The organism is Saccharibacter sp. EH611 (assembly GCF_009834765.1).
Lineage (GTDB): Bacteria > Pseudomonadota > Alphaproteobacteria > Acetobacterales > Acetobacteraceae > Saccharibacter.
Genome location: NZ_WVHP01000001.1, coordinates 157,364 through 171,997 on the forward strand (window position 1 = coordinate 157,364; position 14,634 = coordinate 171,997).

The 14,634-nt window shown below is 50.5% G+C and carries 7 protein-coding genes; 1 reads left to right on the plus strand and 6 read right to left on the minus strand.

The genetic code is table 11. The annotated features are described in order from the left end of the window. The 6 genes from GS535_RS00770 to GS535_RS00795 form a co-directional block, all read right to left on the minus strand. Positions 1-2,382 carry a TonB-dependent siderophore receptor gene (locus tag GS535_RS00770; RefSeq protein WP_202401554.1) on the minus strand — a complete coding sequence of 794 codons (2,382 nt, stop codon included), beginning with the start codon at positions 2,380-2,382 and terminating at the stop codon, positions 1-3. Positions 2,383-2,604: 222 nt separating this feature from the next. Beyond that, entirely contained in the window at positions 2,605-4,971 is a 2,367-nt protein-coding gene (locus GS535_RS00775; RefSeq protein ID WP_202401553.1) for a TonB-dependent siderophore receptor, read from the minus strand. Between the two features lie 190 nt (positions 4,972-5,161). After that, a complete protein-coding gene (gene holA / locus GS535_RS00780) occupies positions 5,162-6,175 on the minus strand; it encodes a DNA polymerase III subunit delta (protein ID WP_160791595.1) in 1,014 nt (337 codons plus the stop codon). Beyond that, the gene (lptE, locus tag GS535_RS00785) at positions 6,172-6,873 is read right to left on the minus strand and encodes an LPS assembly lipoprotein LptE (RefSeq protein WP_160791594.1); all 702 of its coding nucleotides are present in this window, start codon (positions 6,871-6,873) and stop codon (positions 6,172-6,174) included. The genes holA and lptE overlap by 4 nt, the downstream gene beginning before the upstream one ends. 15 nt (positions 6,874-6,888) lie before the next feature. Continuing rightward, a complete protein-coding gene (gene leuS / locus GS535_RS00790; RefSeq protein WP_160791725.1) occupies positions 6,889-9,486 on the minus strand; it encodes a leucine--tRNA ligase in 2,598 nt (865 codons plus the stop codon). 14 nt (positions 9,487-9,500) lie between these two features. Further along, positions 9,501-10,037 (minus strand): DUF3576 domain-containing protein, encoded by a 537-nt coding sequence (locus tag GS535_RS00795; RefSeq protein ID WP_370518138.1) that lies wholly within the window; start codon positions 10,035-10,037, stop codon positions 9,501-9,503. 913 nt (positions 10,038-10,950) lie between these two features. On the opposite strand from GS535_RS00795, the gene GS535_RS00800 reads away from it, so the two are divergent. After that, on the plus strand, positions 10,951-14,538 hold the full coding sequence (locus GS535_RS00800) for a Hint domain-containing protein (RefSeq protein ID WP_160791593.1): 3,588 nt from the start codon (positions 10,951-10,953) through the stop codon (positions 14,536-14,538). Positions 14,539-14,634 lie beyond the last annotated feature (96 nt).

Sequence of the window (14,634 nt, forward strand, 5' to 3'; positions counted from 1 at the left end):
TTAGTAGTCCATGCTCAAACGACCAAGGAATGTCCGCCCCGGTGCTGGTGTGGCATAGCCGGAGAAGATGCTGCTGTAGTTCAAGCGATTTGACAGGTTATACCCATTCAAAGAGACACTCCAATGACGATCAAATCGATGTGACAACACGCTATCAAATTCCACGTTAGCTGGCACGCGCGCTGTGTTGGCATTATCCAACCACACACCTTGGCGCCATGTAACACCACCCCCAACAGTGAAATTCCAAGGCTTATTGGGGAAGGCTTCATAAGCCGACCATAATGTCGCCTGATTATGGGGCACGTACTGGATCATCTTCCCAACATTAGACTTCGTCGCTGACGATGTAATCTTTGGATCATAGAGCGCATAGGTCGCCGTAACATTCCAGCCCGGCAAGATCATACCACTCAACGACAGTTCTAACCCTTGGTTGCGCTGCTGATCGCCTGTATTAATCGTCGAATTAGCGACTGGATCCGTCGTTAGCGCATTGCTTTTATCAAGACGGAAAAGTGAGATTGTCGCCCCCAAACGATCATGAAGCAAGCTCATCTTACTGCCCACTTCATACAGCTGGGCCCGCTGTGGCTTGCTGGACGGTAACGTGCCACTTTGCTTCCCCGGCATGACCGGAACCGCCCCACTCGTCACATACATTCCCATTGGGGTCGTCGAGCTGGAATAGGTAAAATAGAACATCTGCCATTTATTAGGCGTCAGGATCAGGCTCGCCGTCGGATTGATGACATTCTCCGTATCGGGAATATGTATATCAGGGTTTGCAATAGCATTTTTGCCGTTCATATAACTCGCCGGGCCACCCGTCGCGTTATACTGGCTTTGCCAACGATCCCACCGGAAGCCACCTTTCACAGACAGCCACTTGGTAAACCACATCTGATCGTAGATAAATATCCCCGTATCAAAGCCATAGCCCGAATTATTCGCTTTCTTCCCAAGCCCAGGGATCACCGGCATAAAACCGGGATTATCTCCCGCTGCAATACGGTACACACCCCCTGCGGTGCCACCATCAGGGTGAAGCAAGTTCGCCTGTGGAACCGCTTTATTATACACATCTTGACGACGGCGATCATGCACATAAGACATGTCAAAGCCCGCCACGAGCTGGTGCTTAATAAAGCCCGTTTTAAAGTCAGCTTGCAAAGAAGCCACATTCTGCACAGACCAGCTCGACTGATGATAAGGCAAGGGCACACTATTGCCCGGTGTGGTGCGTTCAATCGCCCCAGCCGCTAAGTTCCCACTGTTAATCGCATTAATACAGCCAGCCTTACACTGCACTTTTGAGGCTTGAAAATTACGGCTATATTCCCCAAAGCGCAGATCATTATGAAACGTCAAATGTGAATTGAAATGATGAGTCAGACGCAATGTTTCCATCGTGTCGCTCGTCTTGTTCCGGTCTTGATCTTTCCCATACCAATTTTGCCGAGGCACGCCATATTCGGTGATTGGCCGTCCAACACGAGATCCACGTGCTGCCACAACGGGAACACCAAAATCAGGCACGCTCTCATCCGACAAATGCATGATCTGAAACACAAGCGTAGTTTTCGTGCCAAGACCAAAACTGATGGACGGAGCAATTCCCCAGCGATGGTCATAAACGCCTTTACGCCCCACCACATTGTTAGAATTCCCTAGACCTTCAATACGAAAGGCCGTATGCGCGCCAAGACGGCGATTGATATCCACTGTCCCGCGATAATATTGCCCAGAACCGCCGCTGAAATCAGCACCTTCATGATTTTGAAGGGTCGGAGTCTTTGTTACCGCGTTAATCGCACCACCCGTTGTGCCATTCCCAAAGACCTGTCCAGAAGGCCCTTTGATGACATTCACCGAATCATAATCAAAGTTGTCGCGTGTATAGACCCCGAAATCACGCAGGCCATCTTCATAAATATCATTCTGAGCCGGAAACCCACGGATCAAGAACTGATCGCCATTCAGTCCTCCAGCGCCCTCCCCAACAGATGCCGCAATACCAGGAACATTCTTAAGCGCTTCATCAAGTGATTTCGCGTTTTGCTGTTTCATCAGCTCACGCGGCACCACATCGATTGTTTGCGCTGTATGCATTACGTCTTGTGGCATACGTCCCATATCGTTGCTTGCCCGTATTGTATTAAACGGATGGCCAACAACGTGAAGATGCTCAACCTCTTTTGAATCCATTGAAGAAACAGAAGAGGAGGAAGATTTTTCTGGTGTAGAAGCAGGGTGCGTTGATGACGCCACTGAAGAAGAATCACGCTGAACATTAGCAGTTTCTCCATGAGCTGTCGCCGCCCCCCCTAACGTGAGAACGGCCGAAGCTGGCTTTAAACAATGACGTATAAAATGGCTCATGAGAGGCTCCGTGAGGCCTGTTAACGAAAGACACAGCCCTTCTGTAAATGATAATTGTTCGCAGTTGCAAGCATGATAAAAATATCTTATCTTTCTGATAAGTTAGTGTTGCAAAAAAATAACAGTATCTTTAATTGACAAAAAAGTGACAGGCCGACCTAAAAAAGGAGGCCAATATGCCTCCCTTCCCAATAAACACGATTCATAAATGTATAAATTTAATTAATAGTCCATGCTTATGCGTCCAAGAAAACTTCTCCCCGGCGCCGGCGTCGCATAGCTTGAGAAAAGACTATTATAATTCAACCTATTAGAAAGGTTATATCCGTTAAGAGCAATGCTCCAATGACGATTGAAGCGATGCGAAAGCATACTATCAAATTCCACATTAGCCGGAACACGTGCCGTATTTGCATTATCCAACCAGACGCCTTGGCGCCAGGTTACCCCTCCACCAATCGTGAAATTCCATGGCTTGGAAGGGAAAGCTTCATAAGCCGTCCATAACGTCGCCTGATTATGTGGAACATATTGAATCATCCTCCCCCGTTCAGCCGCACTCGAAGAGGAAGTAATCTTTGGATCATAGAGAGCATAGGTCGCCGTCACATTCCAACCGGGTAAAATCATCCCCCCAAGGGACAACTCTAACCCTTGATTGCGTTGCCCATCTCCTGTCGCAATCGACTGACCTGATGATGCATCCGTGGTTAACGCATTACTCTTATCAAGACGGAAGAGTGAAATTGTTGCCCCAAGCCGATCGTCAAGAAGGCTCATTTTACTCCCGATCTCATACAGTTGAGCCCGTTCTGGCTTATTGGCAGCACTTTCTGTTCCCGGTCGAACAGGAATAGAACCATTAGTCACATACATCCCCATCGGCGTGGTTGAGCTTGAATAGGTGAAGTAGAACATCTGCCATTTATTCGGCGTTATAATCAGGCTTGCCGAAGGATTAAGCACGTTCTGTGTGCTGTCATTGTGAGCATTCGCTTGGTTCGGATTCCCTCCAAAGGAACGATACTGCGTTTGCCAACGATCCCAACGAAATCCACCTTTGACCGATAGCCATTTCGTAAACCAGATCTGATCATAAAGGAAAATACCGGTATCAAAGCCATAGCCATTACTATCTGGTTTTTGCCCTATCCCTTTGAGATTACTCAAATTCTTCCACGCTGAACCTGAATCCGCACGAACCTTCGTTAAATTCCCAACATTATGAGGATTAGGGTTGAGCAGGTTCACCTCAGCCGTCGGATTTAGGAAAGTATATTGCTGGCGTTTGTCATGGACATATTCCATATCAAACCCCGTAATGAGCTGATGTTTGAGAAAACCTGTATGGAAATCCGCCTGCATAGACGCCACGTTCTGCACAGACCAGCTCCATTGTTTATAGGGGATGGGGCCCCCACCCGCTCCATGATTGGTATGTTGGCTCCGCGGGACGGTCGCACTCGCAGGGTCTGATCCAAAAAGCGCTTCACAGGTTGTTCCACCACCGCAATCTAAATTAGACGCCGTATAGTCACGACTAAACTCACCAAAACGCAAATCATTATGGAAAGTAATATGGGAGTTCATATGATGCGTCAGTCGCATCGTCTCCATCGTATCACTCGTTTTATCTTCATCTTGAGGCTTACCGTACCAGTTGCCGCGTCGAACGCCATATTCGGTAATGGGACGCGCTACACTATCCCCGGGCTTTTTAATCGCAGGCACCCCGTAATCCGGCACCCCATGGTTGGACTGGTGCATAATCTGAAAGACAACCGTTGTGTCTGTTCCCAATCCAAAAGCAACAGATGGCGCAATCCCCCAACGATGAGAGAACACGGTGTTACGCCCAACCTCGTTATTGGAATTCCCCATCCCTTCAATACGAAAAGCCGTATGCGCTCCTAAACGCCGGTTAATATCCACTGTTCCACGATAATATTGCCCTGCACCACCGCTAAAATCCGCTCCTACATGGTTTTTAAGCGTCGGAGCCTTTGTGACCGCATTGATAGCCCCACCCGTCGTACCATTACCAAAAACTTCTGAGGATGGCCCTTTAATGACATTGATGGAATCATAATCAAAATTGTCGCGTGTATAGACACCAAAGTCTCGCAATCCATCTTCATAAATATCATTTTGTGCAGGGAAACCTCGGATCAAAAATTGATCGCCACTCATCCCACCGGCACCTTCACCTACAGATGCCGTAATACCGGGAACACTCTTCAGTGCTTCATCTAAAGACTTCGCATTTTGCTGCTTCATCAGTTCACGCGGGACAACATCAATCGTCTGTGCCGTATGCATAACATCTTGAGGCATACGCCCCATATCATTACTTGTATGCAACGTATTAAATGGATGACCCACAACATGCACATGCTCAACAGTTTGGGACGTGACAGAAGATTTCTGCGCAGAATGATCAACCGATACAGAATTTGAACGACGCGATTGATCGTTTGGGGAAGACAGATCGCGTTGTGCAGTTACAGGCTCCCCATGTGCAACTGCAACCCCGCCCAACGATAAGACAGCCGAGGCCGGTTTTAAATAATGACGGATGAAACGACTCATAAAGGCCCCGCGCATCGGCAAAGAGAGAACACGGAACGCTGATAAGTGATAATAGTTCTTAATTTCAATTAACTTGCTGTAAAAAAAATTTCACAATCTTTCCTTCCCAGAAAAAGGCGCAGAGAACCAGCGAGAAAAGCCTATTCCTCGTATCCATGTCACTTTTCTTGTAGGGATAATACAACGCTCTTTAAGCGAATGTTCCAGCACGTGGATGACATAACCGGACAAGATGCCGACGGCATTCCATCGCATCTGACACACCACCGCTCTGCTTACACACCCACTCTAAATGCTGTGTGTCGCTCGCAGCGCGCTTTAACGCCTCATAAGACCAACGGTCTAGAGCTCGACCAAACACTTCTTTACGACGGAAAAAAACAGGTGGCTTCAAAGCCCCCATCGCTTCGACGCGAGATTTCCCATCTTTCATCGCAAGATGTACCTGCTGTAACCGCTCTAATACATTGAGCGTTACCCGAGCAAAAGCAATGGCATTCGCACCATCTGCTAAAGCCCTTTCTAGCGAACGATCTGCAATGAAACGGTCGCCCGCTAAAGCCGCATAAACAGCATCATCTAAAGAAGCACCACCAGAATCACCAACGGAATGATGAACATCTTCTAAAGTGAGATGACCATTTTCCCCTGCATAAAGACGAAGCTTCTCAAGCTCTCCACGCACCAACGTACGATCAGCCCCCAGATGCCCAATCAGCCAAGCCAAACCATCACGATCAATCGTAATACGATCTTCAGAAAGCGTGTCTGTTACGGTGCGCGACAAAGCCCGCCCTTCTTCGGGATAACACCCGATTGCCGCAATTTTCTTATGCTTTTCAGCCAATGTGCGAAGCTTCGACCGTGGCCCTAGACCCCGCCCTTCAAGAACAATCAGCGCATCACTCTCTTGCTTAAGCAGACGCTCCAACATTGGTGCGATTCCGTCTTGAGCTTCGCGCACCCACACCACACGGCGCCCACCTGCTAAGGAAAGCGCCAAAGCTTCTTCCTCAAGCCGGTACTGCTCGTCTCCCTCCAAACGTGCCAGACGAAAAGGATCTTCTAAGTCATCCACCACCTGACGGACAGCTGCAATCGCGCGTTCTCGGATCAACCCAGCGTCATCGCCATAAAACAATGCAGCACGCCACGAGCCGATCTCTTTCATCACACGCGCAACAGTGCGTGCGTCAATCTTCACCGGGGGTGATCCTGTCCCGTTGCTGTATCCGACCCATTCCAGTTCGAACGCCCAGTCGCAGAAGCTGGGAAACCATCAGAACCGATATATTGCAGCGGCGTTCCTCGATTATCCGGCGGCATAGAATCCGTATCCGGCACCTCGGCTGTATCGACCTTTTGTGCAGCCCCAGGAGCGACATGACTGCGGAACCAGATCGCAACCTGTTGTACTGTATCATGCGCAAGATTTTGTGCGACACGCTGCTCAACCGTCTCATCATTCAAGGATTGAGAGAAATATTGCTCAATCGTGGGATTATACCCATCCAATGTCCGTGTATTACCCTCAGCGAGCAACTTAGGTGACTCACCAACTGTATAGAGACGCCAATTCGCTAAACCAACAAGACGCGTCCGGCCTGACGTATTGTCTTGGTGAATATCAACCGCTTCGAAGGAGGTATGCCCATCTACCTGTAGCGTATAGCCATCCGGATGCTCGGGTTCCGACCCTGCTAGCTCTTGTTGCAACTGCAAGCGCATTTCCTGTCCGAAACGCGTCGGAATATTCGCAACATAAACCCGTTGCAGTTCACGCGAAACACGCACCGACTGCTTAGACTGCGTACCATAAAGAGGCTGGAAACCGCACCCTCCCATTAAGGGCACCGTGCCAAGCATGACCGCAAAAGCGGCAAGCGACAGATAACGGCTCATACTTGGCACCTCCTTTTAGCCTGCGACGACGAAGTTAACGATACGGTTCGGAACATGAATTTCCTTCACGATCCGCTTACCCTCAAGAGCTTTAGCCACGTTCTCGTCTGCCTTTGCCTGGGCAAGAACATCTTCTTTAGGAGCATCAGGAGCGCAGGTAATCGTTCCACGTAATTTTCCGCGCACCTGCACCGCAATCGTGACCTTATGAACGGCAAGTAGCGCTTCTTGTGCCTCTGGCCAAGCACGTTCAACCACGAGAGCACCGTCTGGCTCCAGCAATACCATGAGCTCTTCAGCTAAATGTGGCATCATCGGCGCAATCAGCAACGTCATGACATGAGCAGCCTCACGACGCGCCGCAGCAATCCCCTCACCGTCTTTCTTCTCTGCCTCACCAAGGGCTGAAGACAATTCATGCAACCGTGCAACGGCAACATTTGGTGTGAAATTTTCCAGTGCTTCTGTAACAGCGACAATCGTGCGATGCGTCATGTGGCGTAAATCAGCCCCAGCCTCACCATGAGTCGCCTCACGTGCATCACGCTGCGCAACGTCACTCACTTGACGATACAGCTTCTGCATAAAGCGCGCCGCTGCAGCAACACCTGCTGCCGTCCATTCCATATCACGTTCTGGAGGACTGTCAGACAAGACAAACCAACGCGCTGTATCCGCCCCATAATGGCTAATAATATCAACAGGGGATACCGTATTACGCTTCGATTTGGACATTTTCTCAGAACGACCAACCGTGACTTCACGACCCGTCTTCTTAGAAACAACAACATCGCCGCGCTGCTCCACTTCCTCGGGATAGAGCCACTGGTCACCATCCCGATAGCTCTCATGGGTCACCATACCTTGCGTAAACAAGCCACTAAAGGGCTCATCAACATCAAGATGGCCCGTCTGCTTCATCGCACGCGTAAAGAAACGCGCATAAAGCAGATGCAAGATCGCATGTTCCACGCCGCCGATATATTGATCGACCGACAACCAACCATTGACCGCATCCGCCACAGTCGGCGTCTTGGCGTGAGGGCTTGTATAGCGCGCAAAATACCAGGAGCTATCAACAAACGTATCGCACGTATCCGTTTCACGCTGCGCTGGTTTGCCGCATGATGGACACGCAACATGCTTCCATGTTGGATGATGATCCAGCGGGTTCCCGGGCCGTTCAAAAGAAACATCTTCTGGCAAGGTCACAGGGAGCTGATCATCAGGAACGGGTTGGGCACCGCATGAATCGCAATAAATAATGGGGATCGGGCAGCCCCAATAACGCTGACGAGATACACCCCAATCACGCAAGCGCCAATTCGTCACGCCCTGCCCAGCACCAATTTTTTCCAGATGCTCAATGGCAGCACGGATCGCATCCTTCGTAGATTTTCCCGTTAAAAATCCTGAATGATACAACGTGGCAGGCCCAGTGACGGCCTTTTTCCCCAACGTAAAGCTTGACTCATCCTCACCTGTTGGCAGCAACACAGAAGGAACGGCCAAATCATACTTACGGGCAAAGTCTAGATCACGCTGATCCCCACAAGGGCACCCAAAAACAGCACCCGTGCCATATTCCGTCAGCACGAAATTAGCAATCCATATTGGCGCTGTCTGTTCAGGATTGAATGGGTTGGTCACGCGCAACCCTGTATCAAAGCCTCGTTTTTCCGTCGTGCTCAGCGCTTCTTCAGACGTACCAACACGGCGGCACTCCTCAACGAAAGCAGCTGCATCCGAATTTTCTTGAGCAATTTTTTGCGCCAACGGATGATCCGCTGCAATGCCGATAAAGCTCAGCCCAAATAAGGTATCAGGCCGTGTAGTGAAAACCTCACAAGCATCACCTTCGCTATCATAACCCTCAGGAGGATTATGAAGCGGGAACCGAACCTTAGCCCCCTCAGAGCGACCTATCCAACGCTCCTGCATCGTTTTAACGCGATCAGGCCAACGATCCAGCTTTTTGAGCGTTTCGAGCAAAGGCTCGGCAAAGTCCGTAATTTTGAGGAACCATTGCGAGAGCGTCTTTTTCTCAATCAATGCGCCTGAACGCCAACCACGTCCATCAACGACTTGCTCATTCGCCAATACCGTTTGATCAACTGGATCCCAGTTCACAGCTGCGTCACGTCGTTCAACCAGACCGCTCTTGAGCATGTCCAAAAACAGCTTTTGCTGCTGGCCGTAATATTCTGGCTGGCAAGTTGCAATTTCACGCTTCCAATCCAGCGAAAACCCTAAACGCTGCAATGTCTCACGCATTGTCGCGATGTTCTGCATCGTCCAAGTGCCGGGGTGAACCCCCCGCTCACGCGCTGCATTTTCTGCGGGCAAACCAAATGCATCCCACCCCATTGGGTGAAGCACCGCATAGCCTCGTGCACGCTTATACCGCGCTACCACATCACCGAGCGTGTAGTTGCGCACATGCCCAACATGAAGCTGCCCCGAAGGATAAGGGAACATCTCTAGGACATAATATTTAGGCCGATCCGCAGGCGGCACGTCGGGGGCTTCGAAGCTTTTCGCCTCATCCCAGCGTTTTTGCCAAAAAGGCTCACGCGCATGAAAGTCAAATGTCGAAAGTTCGTGAGGGGTCATATCGCTCATGGAAATTATTTCTTACCACCATTTTCAGCACGCAACTGCCGGGCACGTTCTAAAATACGCGCTGTAATGTCAGATGTTGTATTAGGCGCAACGGGTGTATCCTGCCATTCACCACCGTTCAGGCGTGTCTGACGGAAAATTGTTACACGCAGCGCATCAGAACGCAGTCTGCGATCCAACACATAAGCCGCAATCTTAAAACGCTCATCCGTAGAACCGGGTGGCTGATACCAGTCTGTTAGAATAACACCCCCAGCGGCATCAGCAGAGGACATCGGCATAAAGGAAAGCGTATCAATCGCTCCGCGCCAAAGATAGGCATTCACCCCACCACGGAGCTGGTCACTTCCCCCCTGCGCTCCGCGGTCAACACCCAAAAGATGATTACGTGGCTGGGAAAGCGCTGAAGGGTCTCGAGCACCACCACAAGCACTTAACCCTCCTAGGGCCATCACCGCCAGTAAGGACAAAGCCCTTACGCGCCGGTCCTGCGTGACGCACAACGAAAAAGAAGACAAGCAAAAACGAGGGGTAAGTGACATTCGGGACATGCACATCCTGCTGGGCCGTGCCAAGGCCGGGTCACGAGCGGGGGCTTTCAATCCGGCACAATTGAAAACCATACAACTTTCCCCTCCTTCATATCGCGCCCTTTCGCTTAGGCCAAGCACATATACCGCAGATTGGAAGCAAATATTCTTCTTTTTCGCATCAATAAGGCCATATCCAAGCCTCTTCAACTTTTCCCCATTCCCCATATGAAGAGCGTGTTTCGTCCACATCAAAGACAGATGTGCTGTACACCGTATTAAAACAATTAAGGCCATTTTCACTTGCGCTTCATGCCAAGAAAGAATACTGAACCCCTGTGTGTCCGCGTAGCTCAGCTGGATAGAGCACAGGATTCCTAAATAAATTGGGCGCTAGGATCATGGGAAACCGCCTAGTGGATTCGCTCAAATTCGGGGAACGCTACCGCCAACCTTTGCTGGCTATGCCAATCCCGAGCCAAGCCTGACAGCACGTCAGGAAGGTGTAGAGACTGTACGGGCGATACCTTGGGCTGATGCCTGTGGTAAAGAGACAGTCCAGACCACAAACATCGCGCTCTTCCTGAGCCGATGGCAGCGAAAGCTGACGTGGTATGAATCCTGGGGCCGAGGGTTCGAATCCCCCCGCGGACACCAGCAAGTGCCTGCTTTGGTTTTAGGCAATATTTCTTGATTTTATGGTCATAGAGCCTTATTTTGAACATAGTCAGGCGGTTATGCTGTAAGCACACTCCGCTTTCCTGGAATGTCTTGGATTTCACCAGCATATCACAAAGTATGGAAGCAAAGGCAGGCAAGAACCCTGTATGAGCGTCATTAACAGCAATCAGCCCGTCCGTTTCCCAACCTGCATCAACTGGAGAGTAACCCCTGTTCTCTCTCTTCTTGGTTAGGAGATAAACCCATGAGCGTCAGTAGCTCCAGGAACCCATTCACAGGGCTAAGAGATTACACTGTCACGTCAGGCTCTACCGAATATATTGGCGCGCGCGTTGTCGGCTCTGCTTATGTTAGTGGAGCTGACTCTTATGGCGATGCGGCGGGGCTCTTACTTTCAGCTGGTGGTGGAACGCTTAATGGTGGCTATGCCGTCAACAGTGCCTTTATCGCTGCAGTGAATGGCGCCGCCGTTTCTGGAGGCTATGCTGGAAGCGGAGCTTCTATTGACGCCATGAACCAAGGATATACCTACGGGGCTACAGCAGGATCGTCTGGCGCCATTGCTGCGGGTTCAGCTCTAGGGTTACCTATTAACGGGGCAGGCACAGCCTTTAATCCACACGTCCTCAGCGGTGGTTACGCATTGACAGGAGGGGCTCCAAACCTCGTTGTTAAAGGCTATCAAGTTCAAGGGTCCGGGGGGCTTCTTTCCGGTGGGACGTTTGATTCGGGCTCTCAAACCATTATCGGCCTCGGTGGAACCGCTATCGGTGGGAATAATAGTGGTATTCAGTGGGTTCAGTCAGCAGGTCAAACCTCAGGTGGAATTTTCACGGGCTCCGGCGCAACACAAATCAATAATGGCGGCATTACCTCACGATCCACAGCCATCAGCGGTGGGCTCGTTCAGGTTTCCGGCGCTAACGGCGTAGGCCTCACCGCAATGCAAGGTGGAACACTTTCTGTAACAGGAGGTACCTACCAAGGGATCCTTGATAGCGGATTGGGAGGCTCTCCTAGCATCGGGGCTTATGCCAGCGGTTACGTCTCTGGAGATATTGTTCAGAATGGCGGAACAGAAGTCGTTGGCTTTGATGGACATGCGACTAGCTCGCAAATTACCTCTGGTGGACAAGGAACGGTTCTTAATGGCGGCACCGCTATTGCTGTAAATGTCAGTGGTGGAACAGAGCTAGTGAGCTCTGGTGGTTTAATCACCACCGGCACAGCAATTGATGGTGGGACAATCAACCTTCTCTCTAGCGGAACCGCGAACAACCTCCTTGCCTCCACAAATGGAACTGTCCAGAACAATGGTGGCTCTGTCACAAACGCAATCACTCTTACTCAAAACGGCGTTGCTGATACGCTTAATGGAGGCACAACAAACAATTACCTCCTGTATGGCGGCACTGCCATGGCTCATAGCGGCGGGGTTGTTAATAACTTTTCCATTAATGGTGGCACTGGCAATATCTACCAAGGAGGTCTCGCAAACACTGTCAACCTTTCTGCAGGCACTGGTGAAATCTTCCAAGGTGGAAGCGTAACTACCTACAATGTCGATGGTGGCACCGCTCTGATTGATAATGGTGGGTTTGCTGGCACCTTCATCGCTGGCCCTTCCTACAACGGGTCAGCTCTTGTGCAGGAAGGAGCCATCGTCAACACGCTCGGTGCCGTCGGAAATGGAACCGCTGTCCTTGAATCTGGAGCAAGTGTTACAAGCGCCTTCGCTGCTGCCTACAATAATAATGCTTCAGGCGGAACACTACTTGTTAGTGGAAATGCTGGAATAGTCAGTGGAGCCAATCAAGGTCTTGTTGATGTATTCTCCGACGCGAATATTTCTAGCTTTAACGTAAACGGGGCAACTGCTTACCTGTATGGTGGTTCCTTTGCCACCCCGCCAACTGTCACAGGCAGTGGCGGCTCCATGATGGTAGAGAGCGGCGCAAACCTTTCCAATCTTTCTGCGTCTAACTACGGCACGGCTATTCTGGATAGCGGTAGCTTAACACAGACGGCTACGGGTGGCACAGGTGGTACTATTATTGCTAACAGTGGTGCTCAAGGCAATTCAATGGTCCTGAGCGGTGGACAAGGAACCGTCCTGCGTGGCGCTAACATCTCCAGCATGAACATTCTCGCTGGCGGTAATGGTGTCGCAAGTAATGGCGCCTCTTTGGACTGGATGTATGTCAGTTCTGGAAACGGAACCTTACAGTCCGGTGCTACCGTGCGGCATCTCCGTATTCAGCCTGGAGGCTCTGGCTTCCTCATGTCAGGAGCTTCCGCACTAGACATCAGCGTTGCAAGCGGCGGCTGGATTAGCGGTGCTGTTGTCAAAACAGGCAATAGCATGAGCGTTGCCTCTGCAGGTACCGCCATTAATACTATCGTGACTGATAGCTCTGCCAATGCAGGCGCAGACCCAACCGGCATTCTTTCTGGTGGATCAGCTGTCAATACGACCCTCGCTGGAGCAAACCCAGCAGGAGGAACAAGGGCACTCGGCGGACTGCTGACCATCCAGTCAGGCGCGAACCTCTCCAATACCTCTATGGGGTATAATGCCCGATTGCGTATTCTGGGATTACAGTACGATAATGGTGGGACAACGTACCTGAGCGGTGGCACCCTACATGTTATCGAAAATGGTCAGGAATGGACGACAACCCTTCAGGGTTCCTATCATGGGAAAAACGCTTCCGACAGCGGTTTCATCTTGCTTGATGATGGACAAGGGAACACGATCGTCGCCTATGACCAATGCTTCCTAGCAGGAACACTTATCCGGCTTGAACAAGGCGATGTTGCTATTGAAGACATCCAAAAAGGCGACCTCGTTCGTGTTCTTAACAACGGCCAAGAAGAACTTCGTGAGATCACGAATGTCATGACGCGTCATGCGCGTGTGCATACAGATCTACCGAAGGATATGGCCGGTTGGTCTGTTAAGATTGATAAAGACGCTTTTGCGGAGGGTGTGCCAAGCCAGGATCTTTCTGTAACGCCAGAACATTGCTTCTATTTTGATGGACGCTTCGTTCCGGCTCGCATGCTCGTTAATAACCAAACCATTCGATATGATCTGACACAGCCTGAATATGATTTTTATCATATTGAGACACAGCCACACTCTGTGATTTGGGCGAACAACACCCTCACAGAGAGCTATCTTGATACAAGTGAACGTCCTCATATTGAAAATGACGAGGAAGGAATTGCTCGTATCCGTCCGTCACGTCGCTTGACGTGGACTGAGGATGCAGCCGCTCCATTAGATGTTACACAAGCATTTGTGGAGCCACTCTTTAAGCAATTTGAACAACGCGCTGTTGACCTCGGCCATCCAGCCCACACGTCGGTGACAGAGCATGACATCTCCGATGATCCGGATCTGCGCGTGCAGCTGGAAAGCGGTATGACCGTTCTGCCGACCCGTCGCGTAGGAGATCGAGTACTCTTCTCCTTCCCGGCTTCCGAACAACAGACGGTGCGTTTGCTATCACGGCGTTTCAAGCCCTCTGAAAGCATTGGTCCTTTTGTAGATGACCGTCGTACACTTGGCGTTCTTGTCGGCTCCATTGAGCTTTGGACAGGTGGGCATGAAGACGCGATCACCGAGCATCTGACCAATCCAGAGCTCACTGGCTGGGATGTGCGTGAGGCGGGCCCTCATCGTTGGACACGCGGTAATGCCATTATTCCGCTGCCTGACCGCCAAGTTGCTACGGGAGAGATGCGCATGCTCTCTGTTCAGATCCAAGCGGGTGGCCCATATATCCTATCAACGGCAGATACGATGCAAGAAATTGCCGCCTCATAAGCGTTTCGTATAACCAATAGGGGGACGGGGCGTTCTTTCTGTTAACCTACAGAAAGAACGCCCCTTTTCTATGGGGTATATTCATTACGATAAAAA